Genomic DNA, 14,947 nt, shown 5'->3' with positions numbered 1-14,947 from the left:
CCCCGGCCCCGCCCCCCCCCCCCCCCCCCCCCCCGCCCCGTGATCTCGACATAGGGCCCTGACGGATCATAGGCCTTCAAACGTGCCTAGGAACAAGGGCACTCCGTTCTGCAGGTCCACGATGCCATAGAGGAAGGGGCGGTCGAAGATCAGAGTGACGCCCTCCTGGGGCGGGGCGGCGCCGGATGCCGCGGCAACCACTGTGGCGGCCGCCGCCTCGGTGCCCTCCTCATTGACTTCGATCCTGGCGGCATGGATCACCTGGGAGAGGTAGTACCCCCTGGGGTCATCCCCCAGCAGGGAGAAGTCGGCCAAGTCCGGGTCAAAAGCGTCCGTCAGTCCAAGAGCGGCCAGGGCGTCTTTCAGCTCTCCCGACCACTCCTGCTCAAATTTGGGCAGGGACAGGCGGAGGAAGAAGGTCTCATCCCTGCCGGAGAGGAGGGCGGACAGCCCCTCCCCGGTGAGGGAGGACAGCCAGCGCTCAAAGTCCGGGACGCCGGAGGACTGCCGGGGCATGAGGGCGAAGAAAGCCAGCCGCCCGTCGTCATAGGGGAGGAGGACGCCTTCGTCGCTGCCGCTTTGGAGATAGGTCAGAGAGCGGGAGAAGTGCTGGAGGAAGTCCAGGGGCTCCGCAGTTCCGTCGGCCCGGGTGAAGTCCCGTGTAATGGTGTCGCTGGGGTCGAATTTGGCCGCCCAGGTGTTCTTCAGGTAGAGGGCATTGACCATCAGGGCGGCGGCGTCCTCCCCGAAGGGCCGCTGGATGATCTGGGGGATCATGCCTGCGGTATGGTCTGACACCCAGCTGTTGAGGGCGGGGACGATGACTGGGGCGGACAGGTCCTCCTGGAACACCTGAGCGTCGAAAATGCCGGAGCATCTGCCTACAAAGTCTTCTTGCATACGGCCCTCCGGGTCGGTCCACAGGCTGTTGGCAATGGAGCACTCCGTGGAGCCCCCCAGTCCTCCATAGAGTTTCATGAGGGCAGAGCAGGAGACGTTGAGGGCCTCCAGGCTGGCACCGTCCCCCAGCACCTCCCGGAACTGGTCCAAGGTCTCCCCATCAGCACCATTGGCGGCCATGGATAGTGCCAGGGCCGCGGAAAGGGGGGATAGGAGCGTTCCCTCCCCCTCCTGGCGGGCAGTTTTCAACAGGTCCAGCCCAAATTCAGACAGGGCGGACCAGACGGCGGGGGTCTCCAGGTCATAACGCATCATCTCCTCTTCGGAGATCGTCACCGGCTGGGCAGAGAGAGGCTGCGGGGCGGCAGAGGCGGAGCAGCCCGACAGAGCGGACAGCCCCAGGGTGCAGGTGAGGAGCAGGGCGGAGACGCGTTTCATAAGATCCCTCCTTGCTTTTTTGATAGGGCCTGTGTGGGACAGCGCCGTAATGGCGGGAGACTCTCCCGTCTTTTACTCTGTTAGACGGCGGAAGGGGAAAAAAGTTCCCTGGGGGAGAAAAATAGAGGCGGGAGGACGCAGAGCGGCCTGTGGGATGCGTGTCCTTCCCGTCCCCGCGCAGGGCGGAACATCTCTGACAGATCCTACGGCTGCGACTGGGACGGGAGAAGGAAGGCCCCTCATCCGTCGCGGCATACGCCGCGGCACCTTCCCCCCAAAGGGAAGGCTTTGGGCGGGCAGAGCCCTTTGGGCCATCCTGCGGGTGGGACGGGCAAGATGCACACCGCTCCCGGTCCCGCAGGGAACAGGAACGACCAGGGGAAGCTTTGGCCCAGGGATATAAGATGGAATTTTGAGTTTTGCATCAAAACAGAAGAAAATTTGCTCTTGACGGCGGGCAGAGACCATGGTATAATCCGAAATTGCGGTGGTAGGGGCATTCTGCCCTTTTACCCGATGAAACGCCCCCGGCGACGGGGGAGAGGAGGGGCACCGAAATGCTCGAAGAACTGAAAGCGGGTTCCAGGGTCGTGGGAGCCAAACAGACCCGGCGGGCCCTGAAGGACGGACGTGCGAAAAGGGTCTACATGGCCAAGGACGCCGACCCCAGGCTCCTCCAGCCGCTGGTGCAGGAGGCGGTGCGGCAGCGCGTCCCCCTCATCCAGGTGGACACCATGCGCCAGCTGGGAGAGGCCTGCGGCATCTCCGTGGGCGCCGCCATCGTGGCGGCGGTATGACCCCATATTTTTGGTTTTAACAGAATAAGGTCTTCCTGATTCTGTTAAAATATATATTACGCCCCAATGTGGGCAGAAATCGAGAAAGGAGGAAAAACATGCCTACTTTTAATCAGCTGGTCCGGAAGGGCCGTGAGCAGGTGACCTACAAGTCCACTTCCCCCGCCCTCCAGCATGGCCTGAACACTCTGAAGAGCCGTCAGACCGACCTGCACGCTCCCCAGAAGAGAGGTGTCTGCACCGCGGTGCGTACTTCCACCCCCAAGAAGCCCAACTCCGCACTGCGTAAGATCGCCCGTGTGAAGCTGACCAACGGATACGAGGTCACTGCCTATATCCCTGGTGTCGGCCACAACCTGCAGGAGCACTCCGTGGTCATGATCCGCGGCGGCCGTGTCAAGGACCTGCCCGGTGTGCGTTACCACATCATCCGCGGCTCTCTGGATACCCAGGGCGTCAACGGCCGGATGCAGGCCCGTTCCAAGTACGGCGCCAAGCGGCCCAAGGCCGGCAAGAAGTAATTTTTTGCGGAGCAAAAAATTGCTGTATGGGCGGATATCACCCGCCCGCCGCTCAAATCTGCTGAGATTTGAGGCTTGAATTGCATTGTGCGTTCTGCGCAAGGCAAACCGCCTTGCCGAGCGTTTTCCTATATTTTTTAATATGGGCAGACCTCGGACAGGCATTACACAAACTGCAAGGCAGTTTGAGTACCTATGATTTCTAATTTTATAAGAAGGAGGGAAGCAAAGTGCCCAGAAGAGGAAATGTACCCAAGCGGGAGGTTCTGCCCGATCCGCTGTATAACTCCATCCTGGTTACCAAGCTTACCAACAGCATCATGCTGGATGGCAAGAAGGGTGTGGCCCAGAAGGTGGTCTACGGCGCCTTTGATATCATCAAGGAGAAGACCGATAAGGACCCCATGGAGGTCTATACCCAGGCTCTCGAGAACATCATGCCCTCCCTGGAGGTCAAGGCCCGCCGTGTGGGCGGCGCCACCTACCAGGTGCCTATCGAAGTGCGTCCCGAGCGCCGTCAGACCCTGGGGCTGCGGTGGCTGACCACCTATGCCCGGGCCCGCAGTGAGAAGACCATGAAGGAGCGCCTGGCCGGCGAGATCATGGACGCCGCCAACAGCCTCGGCAACGCCGTCAAGAAGCGCGAGGACACCCACAAGATGGCTGAGTCCAATAAGGCGTTCGCTCACTACCGCTGGTAATAAGGAGAAACAGTATGCCTAGGAAAGTTACCTTAGAGAATACCAGAAACATCGGCATCATGGCCCACATCGACGCCGGCAAGACCACCACCACCGAGCGCATCCTGTACTACACCGGCGTCAACTATAAGATCGGTGAGACCCATGACGGCACCGCCACCATGGACTGGATGGCTCAGGAGCAGGAGCGCGGCATCACCATCACCTCTGCCGCCACCACCTGCTACTGGCAGGGGACTAAGAACCAGTTCCCCCAGACCCGTCTGAACATCATCGACACCCCGGGCCACGTGGACTTCACCGTGGAGGTGGAGCGCTCCCTGCGCGTGCTGGACGGCTCTGTTACCGTCATGTGCGCCAAGGGCGGCGTGGAGCCTCAGTCTGAGACTGTCTGGCGCCAGGCGGATAACTATAAAGTTCCCCGCATGATTTACGTCAATAAGATGGACATCATGGGCGCCGATTTCTACAACGTGCTCAACATGATCCACGAGCGCCTGAAGTGCAATGCGGTGCCTGTCCAGCTGCCTATCGGCAAGGAGGACACCTTCAAGGGCATCATCGACCTGGTGGAGATGGACGCCGACATCTACTATGATGAGATGGGCAAGGACATGCGGGTGGAGGAGATCCCCGCCGACATGATGGAGCTGGCCCAGGAGTACCGCACCAAGCTGGTGGACGCCTGTGCCGACATCGACGACGAGATCATGGAGCTGGCGCTGGAAGAGAAGCCCATCCCCCAGGAGAAGCTGCGTGCCGCTCTGCGCAAGGGGACCATCGAGAACCTGGTAGTCCCCGTGACCTGCGGCACCTCTTACCGCAACAAGGGCGTGCAGAAGCTGCTTGACGCCATCGTGGACTTTATGCCCTCCCCCCTGGACATCCCCGCTATCAAGGGCGTGAACCCCGACACCGAGGAGGAGGACGAGCGTCCCGCTGACGACAACGCCCCCTTCTCCGCTCTGGCCTTCAAGATCGCCACCGACCCCTTCGTGGGCCGTCTGTCCTTCATCCGTGTGTATTCCGGCGTGCTGAACACCGGCACCACGGTGCTCAACTCCACCAAGAAGCAGAAGGAGCGCATCGGCCGCATCCTCCAGATGCACGCCAATCACCGGGAGGACATCGAGTGCGTCTACTCCGGCGACATTGCCGCCGTGGTAGGCCTGAAGAACTCCACCACCGGCGACACCCTCTGCGACGACAAGCACCCCATCATCCTGGAGTCCATGGAGTTCCCCGAGCCCGTCATCCGCGTGGCCATTGAGCCCAAGACCAAGGCCGGCCAGGAGAAGATGGGCCTGGCGCTGGTGAAGCTGGCGGAGGAGGACCCCACCTTCAAGACCTACACCGACGAGGAGACCGGTCAGACCATCATCGCCGGCATGGGCGAGCTGCACCTGGAGATCATCGTAGACCGCCTGCTGCGCGAGTTTAAGGTGGAGGCCAACGTGGGCGCGCCTCAGGTCGCCTACAAGGAGACCATCAAGAAGCAGGTGGAGCAGGACACCAAGTACGCCCGTCAGTCCGGCGGTAAGGGCCAGTACGGTCATGTCAAGATCCGTGTGGAGCCCAACGAGTCCGGCAAGGGCTATGAGTTTGTCAACGCCATCGTGGGCGGCGCCATTCCCAAGGAGTATATCCCGGCGGTCGATGCCGGTATCCAGGGAGCCATGCAGGCCGGCGTGCTGGCCGGTTACCCCGTGGTGGACGTGAAGGTCACCCTGTACGACGGCTCCTTCCACGAGGTGGACTCCTCTGAGATGGCCTTTAAGATCGCCGGCTCCATGGCCTTCAAGGAGGCCTGCCGCAAGGCCAACGCCGTGCTGCTGGAGCCCATCATGAAGGTCTCCGTCATCGTCCCCGAGGAGTATATGGGCGACGTCATGGGCGACCTGAACAGCCGCCGCGGCCAGATCCTGGGCATGGAGGCCCGGCCCGGCGCCCAGCAGATCGACGCCCTGGTGCCTCTGGCCAACATGTTCGGCTACGCCACTGACCTGCGTTCTTCCACCCAGGGCCGCGGGCAGTACTCCATGGAGCCCCACAGCTATGTGGAGATCCCCAAGAGCATCGCGGACAAGATTATCGCCGAGCGCGGACGCAGCGAGGGCTGATTTTCACAGGAATTACGGGAAATTTCAGTTGCATTTTTCCCAGTAATACGATACAATGTTTGCGATATCCATCATATCGCAGTCAAAACATCATTTGAATGAAATGATATAAGGAGGAAATTCCAATGGCTAAGCAGAAGTTCGAGCGCACCAAGCCCCATGTCAACATCGGCACCATCGGCCACGTTGACCACGGCAAGACCACCCTGACCGCCGCCATCACCAAGTATCTGGCTCTGAAGGGCCAGGCTCAGTATGAGGACTACTCCAGCATCGACAAGGCTCCCGAGGAGCGCGAGCGCGGCATCACCATCAACACCGCCCACGTGGAGTATGAGACCGACAAGCGTCACTATGCTCACGTTGACTGCCCGGGCCACGCCGACTATATCAAGAACATGATCACCGGCGCTGCTCAGATGGACGGCGCCATCCTGGTCATCGCCGCCACCGACGGCCCCATGGCTCAGACCAAGGAGCACATCCTGCTGGCCCGTCAGGTCGGCGTGCCCGCCATCGTGGTGTTCCTGAACAAGTGCGATCAGGTGGACGACGAGGAGCTGCTGGAGCTGGTGGAGATGGAGGTCCGTGAGACCCTGTCCGGCTATGAGTTCCCCGGCGACGAGATCCCCATCATCAAGGGCTCTGCTCTGAACGCTCTGACCTGTGAGGGCGGCGTGGACGATCCTGACTTCGCCTGCATCAAGGAGCTGATGGACGCTGTCGACGACTATATCCCCACCCCCGACCGTAAGGCCGACCAGCCCTTCCTGATGCCCGTCGAGGACGTGTTCACCATCTCCGGCCGCGGCACCGTCGCCACCGGCCGTGTGGAGCGCGGCCAGCTGAAGGCCGGCGAGGAGGTCGAGATCGTTGGTCTGACCGACGAGAAGAAGAAGACCGTCGTCACCTCTATGGAGATGTTCCGTAAGACTCTGGACTACGTCGAGGCCGGCGATAACGTGGGCTGCCTGCTGCGCGGCGTCGCCAAGACCGACATCGAGCGCGGCCAGGTTCTGTCCAAGCCCGGTTCCATCCATCCCCACACCAAGTTCACCGGTCAGGTGTACGTCCTGTCCAAGGACGAGGGCGGCCGTCATACCCCCTTCTTCAACAACTACCGTCCTCAGTTCTACTTCCGTACCACCGACGTGACCGGCATCATCACTCTGCCCGAGGGCACTGAGATGTGCATGCCCGGCGACAACGTGGACATGAAGGTGGAGCTGATCACCCCCATCGCCATCGAGAAGGGCCTGCGTTTCGCCATCCGTGAGGGCGGCCGCACCGTGGGTTCCGGCGTTGTCATTGCCATCGAGGAGTAATTCAAGCTCCTTTTGGAAAAATCCCTGCCTTTGGCAGGGATTTTTCTTTTTCTCGAAGGAGCCCGGCAGCCCTGAGATCCATCCGGCTTTGCCCTACTTCTGATCTGTACCCATTCCGATAAGAAAAGGCCGGACGTACCGGTCGTTCCTTGATTTCTGGCCCGGACCGGGATACAATAGAGATACTGTCCGAGTGGAGCGGAGGTGCGAGAATGAAGCTGCTGTTGGTAGAGGATGACAGGGAGATTCAGGAGATGCTGGGGGACTATCTGCGGACGGAGGCCTATGAAGTGGTCTGTGCGTCCAACGGGCGGGATGCATGCCGGCTGTTCGACGAGGGCGGGATCGGTCTGGTGCTGCTGGATCTGATGATCCCTCAGGTCAGCGGGATGGACGTGATGGAACACATCCGAAAGAAGAGCGTGGTGCCTATCATCATCCTGTCTGCCCGGGACACGGAGGCGGACAAGACCTTGGGGCTGGGTATGGGGGCAGATGACTATATCACAAAGCCATTCTCCGTAGCGGAGGTGCTGGCCCGGGTCAGGGCCAATATCCGGCGGGTGACCCAGTATGCGGAGCCGCCGGAGAAGAGCATGGTCCTTACAGCCGGAGCGCTGCGCCTGGATGGGAAGGAGCGGACAGTGACCAAGGCGGGGGAGCGGATCGAGCTGACCGCCAAGGAATTTGACATCCTGAAGCTGCTGATGGCGAATCCTAAACGTGTGTACACCAAGGCCCAGCTCTACACCCAGGTGTGGAACGACGCCTACTGCGGAGACGAGAACGCGGTCAGCGTCCACATCAGCAGGCTGCGCGGCAAGATCGAGGACGACCCACGGGACCCGAGGTATGTGGCGACAGTGTGGGGCATCGGCTACAAATTGGGGGAGAAATGATGGACGATACAGTGCTGACCGCCCTGCTGTGTGCCGCTGTGGCGGCGCTGAGCGGGGCGGTCCTCTATCAGCGGATCGTTCTCCAGGCACAGATGCGACAAAGTCTGGAGGAGATGACCGCCGTCCTGGGCAGGGTACTGGACGGGGAGAGCGGGGAGCAGGTCATGGTCTTCACCCAGGACCAGGCTCTGACCGGTTTGATCGCCCAGATCAACCGGCTGCTGGAGGAACGGCAGAGAAGGCGGGCGGAGTACCGCCGGACGGAGCAGGCAGTCCGGCGTATGCTCGCCAACATCTCCCACGATATCCGAACCCCCATGACGGTGGTGCTGGGGTACCTGGAGATCATGCGGCTGCGGAAGGAGTGCCGGGAGGAGCTGCTGGAAAAGGTGGAAGCCCGGGCGGGGGAGGTCATGGAGCTGATGGATCGTTTTTTCACCTTAGCCAAGCTGGAGGCAGGGGATATGGAGCTGGAGCGGTCCAGGGTAGACGTAGGTGAGGTCTGTCGGGAGACTGTGCTGGACTTCTACCAGATCCTGACCCGCCAGGAGATCCGCGTGGAAGCAGAGATCCCGGAGGGAGCGGTGTGGGGGTGCTGTGATCGGGAGGCGCTGCGCCGCATCCTGAACAACCTGATCTCCAACGCGGTGCGCTACGGCGGCGACGGCGGATATCTGGGCGTGTCCCTGAGAGAAGGGGAGGACGCCCTGTTCCTGGAGGTGGCGGATCGCGGAAAGGGAGTCGCACCCGGAGCGGGGGAGCAGGTGTTCCAGCGCCTGGTCACCTTGGAAGACAGCCGAAGCAGCGGAGAGGGGAGCGGACTGGGGCTGTCCATCGCCAGAGAGCTGGCCCGGCGAATGGGAGGAGACATTGACCTGGAGAGTGTCCCCGGACTCCGCACTGTCTTTACGGTCAGACTGCCCAAATGGCAAGACGAAAGAGATTCGTAAGAATTGCGCAAATCTTCTGAAAAGTCCTGGGACTACAATGGGAAGGTGAAAGGAGGCAGAAGACACATGCCGTATATTCTGCAAACGGACCGCCTGACCAAGATCATTGGAGAAAAAGAGCTGGTCCGGGACGTGGACCTCCATGTAAGGAAGGGAGAGATCTACGGATTCCTGGGCCCTAACGGGGCGGGAAAGACCACAGTGATGAAGCTGGTGACCAACCTGTGGAAGCCCACCGGGGGCCGCGTGCTGCTGTTCGGAGAGCCCCTCACGCCCACCTCCTACGGGGTGCTGAAGCGGATGGGCAGCATCATCGAATTTCCCACCTTCTATCCCCACATGACAGGCCGGGAGAATCTTCAGATCCACTGTGACTATATGGGGTACAGCCGTCCCAAGGGCGTGGAAGAGGCGCTGGAGCAGCTGGAGCTGGACGACGCTGCCGACCGGCCGGTGGGGAGCTACTCCCTGGGTATGAAGCAGAGGCTGGGGATCGCCCGGGCCCTGCTGTGCAGGCCTGAGCTGCTGATCCTGGACGAGCCCACCAACGGCCTGGACCCGGCGGGCATCAAGCAGGTGCGGGATCTGCTGAAGCGGATGAGAGAAGAATATGAGATGACCGTGATGGTCTCCAGCCACATCCTCGGAGAGATGGAGGCCATGGCAGACACCGTGGGGATCATCCACCGGGGGAGGATGCGGGAGGAGATCTCTCTCCGTGAGCTGGAGGGAAGGGGCACCTCTTATCTCCATCTGACCGTGGACGACCCGGGGAGGGCCAGTGTCCTGCTCAGTGACGTGATGCACTTGGGCAGCTTCCGGGTCATGAAGGGCGGCATCATCCGGATCTATGACCGGCAGGCGTCCCCCCAGGAGGTGGCCGGCGTCCTGGCCCGGCACCATGTGGCGGTGGAGGAGATCGGAAGAAGATCGGAGACGCTGGAGGAGCACTTTTTGAAGCTGACATCGGAGGAGGGCAGCACATGGGAAAGCTGATCGAACTGGAATGGCGGAAAAACCGGATCGGGAACTGGGTGAGATGGGCGGCTCTCCTTGGGGCGGCGCTTGGCCTGCTGATTTTTGCCATGGCTTTCCTGGGGATCGCCAACGACCCGGAGACCGGTGTGCCTGACGCGGCGCCGGGGCATGGAGGGATCTCGTCCCTCATCGAACTGCTGACCAGTATGTGTTTTTTGGTGTTCACCGGGGTGATGCTCTCTGTTTTCATCGTGGGAGCCTATCAAAACGGGACCATGTCTCTTGTGTTCTCCTACCCCGTCCGGCGGCAGAAGCTGCTGGCGGCCCAGATGCTGGCGGTGTGGATCTTCTGCTTCGGCGCCCTGGCGGCGGCGAAGCTGCTGCTCTACGGCTGTGTGCTGGCAGGGAGCCGGTTTCTCCCCTCCGCCTTCCCTCTGGACTTTGACATGACCCGGGGAGCCTTCTATGGGCAGCTGCTCCTGCGCTCTGCCGTGACGGTCACAGAGGGCTTTATCGCCTTGTTCGCGGGGCTGGCCCTGCACTCGGCCAGAGCTGCCATTGTGACCTCCTTCCTGCTGGTTTTGCTGACCCAGGCCAACATTGGGAGCTTTACCATGGCGGACAGCGCGGTATTTCCCGCGGTGCTGACCGGCATCTCGCTCCTGTGCGCCCTGCTCAGCCTGCGGGGGGCGGAGACGCGGGACCTGATGTAAGGAAGGTGGAAGGACCGGGAGCGGCCGCAGATCAGAACAGAAGAGGAGGAGCCGCCCATTCCTGTGGGCGGCTCCTCCTTTGCACGTATGGGGAGAAAATGGGACTTGCAGCGGTCCGGCTCAGCAGCCGGCCATGGCCAGGGCCCGGTCCAGGATGGTGCCGGCGGCCTCCTCCTTGGACATGAGGGGCAGTTCCTCCGCACCGTCCGCGGTGATGAGGGTGAGCACGTTGGTATCCACCCCGAAGCCGGCCCCTGCCACCTTCAGGTTGTTGGCGCAGATCATGTCCACCTTTTTTTTCTCCAGCTTGGCCCGGCTGTTCTCTACCATGTCCCGGGTCTCCATGGAGAAGCCGCAGATGAACTGGCCAGGGCGGCGGTGCTCCCCCAGATAGGAGAGGATGTCATGGGTGCGGGACAGAGGGATGGACAGCTCCCCGTCCTTCTTTTTCATCTTGTCCCCGCTGTACTGGGCCGGGGTGTAGTCCGCCACGGCGGCGGCCTTAAAGATAAAGTCGGCCTGCTGGCAGGTGCGGGACACCGCCTGGAACATGTCCTCCGCGGAGATTACAGGGACCACTGTGACGAAGGGAGGGGGCTCCAGGGCGGTGGGACCAGAGATCAGGGTGACCTCCGCTCCCCGGAGCATGGCCATCCTGGCGATGGCGTAACCCATTTTTCCGGTGGAGTGGTTGGTGAGGTAGCGCACCGGGTCCAGGGACTCCTGGGTGGGACCGGCGGTGACCAGGACCCGCCGGCCCGCCAGGTCGTGGGGGAGGGCCAGGACGCGGAGGATGTGCTGGACCAGAGTGTCCGGCTCCGGCATCTTGCCGGGCCCCACAGCGCCGCAGGCCAGCCGGCCCGAGGCGGGGGCGATGACCTCCCACCCATAGCGGCGCAGCAGATCCAGGTTGTCCTGGGTCACCGGGTTCTCATACATCTTGGTGTTCATGGCCGGAGCGATCAGCTTGGGGCAGGGACAGGCCAGCACCGTGGTGGTGAGCATATCGTCGGCCAGCCCGTGGGCCAGCTTGGCGCACACATTGGCGGTGGCGGGGGCGACGATCACCAGGTCGGTGCGGTCAGCCAGGGCGATGTGCTCCACCTGATGGGAGAAGTTGCGGTCAAAGGTGTCCACCATGGTCCGGTTCCCGGTGAGCTGTTCAAAAGTGAGGGGGGTGATGAACTGGGTGGCGTTCCGGGTCATCACCACCTCCACTGAGGCGTGGAGCTTCACCAGCGCGGAAGCCAGTGCCGCGGCCTTATAGGCGGCGATGCCGCCGGTGACGCCCAAAAGGATGGTTTTTCCGCTGAACATTGCAAATCGCTCCTTTGCATAGAGCGGCGCGGGGCGCCGCTGTCGTTTTTTTCATTATAGCCGACCAGGCGGCAGATTGTAAAGGGCAGGGGGATATTTTGCGCGAGAGGAAAAGAATTGCAAAGTTTCGGTTAATTCCTGCCTTGTATTCCCACCGGCGGTCGGGTATAATGTGGCAGAATAAGGACCCGTGGGCGCGTCTCCGGCAAAGGGGGGCTGGCGGGTCAGAGAAAAAACGGGGGCCCTCCCCGCTGAGGTGAACAGATCATGCTGATCGCCATTGATATCGGCAATACCAATATCGTTATCGGAGGCATCCAGGGCGACGCCATCCAGTTCGAGGCCAGGATCGCCACCGACCGCATCAAGACCTCCGACCAGTACGGGGTGGAGATCAAGAACATCCTGGCCCTGTTCGGGGTGAAGCCCTGCGATGTGGACGACTGCATCATCTCTTCGGTGGTGCCGCCGGTCTTCAACTCGGTCTACACCGGACTGGTGAAGATGACGGGAAAGCACCCCCTGGTGGTGGGGCCGGGCATCAAGACCGGCCTGAACATCCAGATGGACGTCCCCTCCCAGGTGGGCAGCGACCGCATCGTCATCGCCGTGGCCGCGCTGGCGGAGTATGAGCCCCCCCTGATCCTGATGGACCTGGGGACGGCCACCACCATCGAGGTGGTGGACCGGGGCAGCACCTACCTGGGGGGCTGCATCATCCCGGGGGTGCGCACCTCCCTGGACGCCCTCACCTCCCGGGCGGCCCAGCTGCCCGGCATCCGGCTGGACCGGCCGGGCCGGGTGATCGGCAAGAACACGGTGGACTGCATGCGCAGCGGCATCATGTACGGCACCGCCGCCATGCTGGACGGCATGCTGGACCAGGTGGAGGAGGAGCTGGGCAGCCGGGCCACGGTGGTGGCCACGGGGGGGATGGCCCAGTTCATCGTGCCCCTGTGCCGCCGGGAGATCAAGCTGGAGAAGGACCTGCTGCTCAAGGGCCTGAACATCATTTACCAGAAGAACGCCGCCAAGCGGGGGGGGCGCTGAGACAAGGAAGAAAAAACTTGCAGCTGATCATAAAAATGGGATGTGCCAGGAAGGCATATCCCATTTTTAATGGAATTATCTGTATCAAGATGCTGTCGTCACGGAGCGAAGGAAGTCCAAAAGTTCATCAAATCGTTCTTGATCCACCGCCTCATATTTGCTCTCGCCCAGATAAATATATCCGTTTTCGAAAACGGATATATTTCCGATCTCTTCAAGCTGATCATTTACCTTGAAAAACCAGATCTCATATATATGCTGTCCGGTTTCAAATCGACGCACACCGAAAGAGGGGCCGCAGTATCGAATGTTCAGTGCATCGATCATTTCGATCAGCGGGGTGTCGTCCAGGCTGCGCGACTTTGATGAAACTGCGTTTGGCATCTCCGTGACAGTGTAGTCTGTGGCCTCAGATGGCTGGAAATCCAGGACATTGGACAGTTCTTTGGGAGAGAACACATAATAGATCCAGCCAACTAAAATCAATACCAAAACCAGAGCAGCCAATAGACCCGCCGCTTTATGGCGCTTATTGCTTTCAACCGCTGTCATATGGGAGTCCATCAACAACCGACTTCCTTCAATTTATTTTGGTCAATTTCAATAATAACATAGATTGTCAATGCGTGTCAATATGTCGGTATAAGACAAATTTGTTTTGCGGCTCCCCTGCTAGGCCATTTGTGAGCAAAGAGCACCGTGATCAGAAGAACGCTTCCGGCCGGAAGGCCGGCGTTTTTTTCTATAGGCGGAAAAATTTTTCTCCCTGGCGGCGCGACCTGTCGGGGCGGGACATGCTCTATATAAGTGAAGAGACAATGGAAAAGAGGTGAGGCCATGACGGATCAGGAATTGGTAGAGCTGTTCTGGCAGCGGCGTGAGGAGGCCCTGACCGGGCTCCAGGACAAGTACGGGGGCTGGTGCCGCTCCATCGCCGGCCGCATCCTGGGGGAAGAGCGGGACGTGGAGGAGTGTCTGGGGGACTGCTGGCTCCAGCTGTGGAACGCCATCCCGCCCGCCCGGCCCCAGCACTTCCGGGGCTATCTGGGGGCGGTGGTGCGCAACCGGGCCCTGCTCCTCCGCCGGCGGCGGGGACGGCAGGGGGACACGGTCTCTCTGGCCGCTCTGGAGCTGGCTGAGTGCCTCCCCAGCCGGGAGGGGCCCGAGGAGCAGGCCGAGGCGGCGGAGCTGGGGCGGGCCATCTCCGCCTTCCTGGGAGAGCTGGGGGAGGGGCCGCGTACCGCCTTCCTGCGGCGGTACTGGTACGCAGACACCGTGGAGGAGACCGCCGGGCACCTGGGCTGGTCGCTGTCCAGGACCAAGAGCGTCCTGTTTCGGACGCGGAAGAAGCTGAAAGCTTATTTGGAACAGGAGGGAATGTTGTGAACCGAGGAGAACGCATGATGGAGGCTGTGGGCCTTGTGGACCCGGCCTTGGTAGAACAGGCCGCCGGTCCGGCCCGGCGGCACAGCGCCCGCCGGCCCCTGCGGACCGGCCTGATCGCCGCCTGCCTGTGTGCGGCCCTGCTGGGGTCGGCGTGGGCGGCCAACCAGATCGGAGGGTTCCAGTCCCTGAAATTTTTTGAGGACCTGCTGCTCCCGGCTGAGCTCTCAGATGACGGCGAGGCGTTGGGGGAGGCGCACTACGACGGCTATACCCTGGAGGGAGGGATAGACTTCCTGGCGCTGGAGGATCTGCCCCAGGAGGCGCTGGACATGGCGGCGGAGCACCCCGCCTCCACGGTGAGGCTGGACCTGACAAGCTGGGAGGAGGCGGAGGCATACTTTGGCCTGGAGCTGCCGGAAAACACCTATCTGCAAGAACAGCTCCAGTCCGGTTTTCGGGCGGCCCTGAGCAGCGACAGCGAAGGCCCCACCGCCCTGGAGTGGACGGCGGAGTATCTGGATTCCGGCGTCCGGCTGGAGGTGTGGGTGACGGCGTACACCCAGCGGATGGAGCTGCCGGATCATCCGGTCAGCCAGAGCCATCTGCTCCCTTCGGATACCCAGTACACCACGGAGGAGCACACCGCCCCCAACGGCCTGTCCGCAGTGATGACCACGGTGGAGCAGGGCCCTGAAGACCCCTATTACGACAAATGGGGCGCCCGGATGTTCCGCGCCGACTTCGCGCTGGGCGGGGTGTGGTACCGTGTGGACGCCTATGACCGGGCGGAGCCTCAGCGGGCACGGGAGGCGCTGGAGGAGCTGCTGAACGGCTTCATGCTGTAAGTTGCCT

At 61.6% G+C, this 14,947-nt stretch carries 15 protein-coding genes; 12 read left to right on the top strand and 3 right to left on the bottom strand.

The window, feature by feature from the left end; translation table 11 throughout:
- Nucleotides 1–66 precede the first annotated feature (66 nt).
- Entirely contained in the window at nt 67–1,338 is a 1,272-nt protein-coding gene (locus NE584_RS13625; RefSeq protein WP_256183044.1) for a serpin family protein, read from the bottom strand.
- 557 nt (nt 1,339–1,895) lie between these two features.
- On the opposite strand from NE584_RS13625, the gene NE584_RS13620 reads away from it, so the two are divergent.
- From NE584_RS13620 to NE584_RS13580, 9 genes are all read left to right on the top strand, one after another.
- Nucleotides 1,896–2,135 carry a ribosomal L7Ae/L30e/S12e/Gadd45 family protein gene (locus NE584_RS13620; protein WP_050624101.1) on the top strand — a complete coding sequence of 80 codons (240 nt, stop codon included), beginning with the start codon at nt 1,896–1,898 and terminating at the stop codon, nt 2,133–2,135.
- Between the two features lie 98 nt (nt 2,136–2,233).
- Nucleotides 2,234–2,656, top strand: a complete 423-nt coding sequence (gene rpsL / locus NE584_RS13615) for a 30S ribosomal protein S12 (RefSeq protein WP_050624102.1) — start codon at nt 2,234–2,236, stop codon at nt 2,654–2,656.
- 230 nt (nt 2,657–2,886) lie between these two features.
- Nucleotides 2,887–3,357, top strand: a complete 471-nt coding sequence (gene rpsG, locus NE584_RS13610) for a 30S ribosomal protein S7 (RefSeq protein ID WP_050624103.1) — start codon at nt 2,887–2,889, stop codon at nt 3,355–3,357.
- A 14-nt stretch (nt 3,358–3,371) separates the two neighbouring features.
- A complete protein-coding gene (gene fusA / locus NE584_RS13605) occupies nt 3,372–5,477 on the top strand; it encodes an elongation factor G (RefSeq protein ID WP_050624104.1) in 2,106 nt (701 codons plus the stop codon).
- A gap of 125 nt (nt 5,478–5,602) precedes the next feature.
- Nucleotides 5,603–6,802, top strand: a complete 1,200-nt coding sequence (tuf, locus tag NE584_RS13600; protein WP_050624105.1) for an elongation factor Tu — start codon at nt 5,603–5,605, stop codon at nt 6,800–6,802.
- A 212-nt stretch (nt 6,803–7,014) separates the two neighbouring features.
- Nucleotides 7,015–7,701 carry a response regulator transcription factor gene (locus NE584_RS13595; protein WP_050624106.1) on the top strand — a complete coding sequence of 229 codons (687 nt, stop codon included), beginning with the start codon at nt 7,015–7,017 and terminating at the stop codon, nt 7,699–7,701.
- Nucleotides 7,698–8,651, top strand: coding sequence for a sensor histidine kinase KdpD (locus NE584_RS13590; RefSeq protein ID WP_256183043.1), 954 nt, complete (start codon nt 7,698–7,700; stop codon nt 8,649–8,651). Before NE584_RS13595 ends, NE584_RS13590 begins: the two co-directional genes overlap by 4 nt.
- 66 nt (nt 8,652–8,717) lie before the next feature.
- Nucleotides 8,718–9,647: an ABC transporter ATP-binding protein gene (locus NE584_RS13585; protein ID WP_050624108.1), complete on the top strand. Its 930-nt coding sequence runs from the start codon at nt 8,718–8,720 to the stop codon at nt 9,645–9,647.
- Nucleotides 9,635–10,342: an ABC transporter permease gene (locus tag NE584_RS13580; protein WP_256183042.1), complete on the top strand. Its 708-nt coding sequence runs from the start codon at nt 9,635–9,637 to the stop codon at nt 10,340–10,342. Before NE584_RS13585 ends, NE584_RS13580 begins: the two co-directional genes overlap by 13 nt.
- Before the next feature lie 120 nt (nt 10,343–10,462).
- Here NE584_RS13580 and coaBC read toward each other — a convergent pair whose 3' ends face one another.
- Complete coding sequence (coaBC, locus tag NE584_RS13575) at nt 10,463–11,659, bottom strand: bifunctional phosphopantothenoylcysteine decarboxylase/phosphopantothenate--cysteine ligase CoaBC (RefSeq protein WP_256183041.1); 1,197 nt, start codon at nt 11,657–11,659, stop codon at nt 10,463–10,465.
- A gap of 267 nt (nt 11,660–11,926) precedes the next feature.
- Here coaBC and NE584_RS13570 point away from each other — a divergent pair, with 267 nt between their 5' ends.
- Nucleotides 11,927–12,709 carry a type III pantothenate kinase gene (locus NE584_RS13570; RefSeq protein WP_256183040.1) on the top strand — a complete coding sequence of 261 codons (783 nt, stop codon included), beginning with the start codon at nt 11,927–11,929 and terminating at the stop codon, nt 12,707–12,709.
- An 84-nt stretch (nt 12,710–12,793) separates the two neighbouring features.
- On the opposite strand, the gene NE584_RS13565 is transcribed toward NE584_RS13570, so the two are convergent.
- Complete coding sequence (locus NE584_RS13565) at nt 12,794–13,273, bottom strand: hypothetical protein (RefSeq protein WP_256183039.1); 480 nt, start codon at nt 13,271–13,273, stop codon at nt 12,794–12,796.
- A 273-nt stretch (nt 13,274–13,546) separates the two neighbouring features.
- Between NE584_RS13565 and NE584_RS13560 the strand changes: the two genes are divergently transcribed.
- Together NE584_RS13560 and NE584_RS13555 are read left to right on the top strand one after the other, a co-directional pair.
- Complete coding sequence (locus NE584_RS13560; protein WP_256183038.1) at nt 13,547–14,095, top strand: sigma-70 family RNA polymerase sigma factor; 549 nt, start codon at nt 13,547–13,549, stop codon at nt 14,093–14,095.
- The gene (locus NE584_RS13555; RefSeq protein WP_256183037.1) at nt 14,092–14,940 is read left to right on the top strand and encodes a hypothetical protein; all 849 of its coding nucleotides are present in this window, start codon (nt 14,092–14,094) and stop codon (nt 14,938–14,940) included. The genes NE584_RS13560 and NE584_RS13555 overlap by 4 nt, the downstream gene beginning before the upstream one ends.
- The last annotated feature ends 7 nt before the right edge of the window (nt 14,941–14,947 follow it).

The sequence above is a fragment of the Clostridium sp. DFI.5.61 genome, assembly GCF_024462915.1.
Lineage (GTDB): Bacteria > Bacillota > Clostridia > Oscillospirales > Oscillospiraceae > Lawsonibacter > Lawsonibacter asaccharolyticus.
This window is presented reverse-complemented; position numbering and strand designations above follow the sequence as displayed.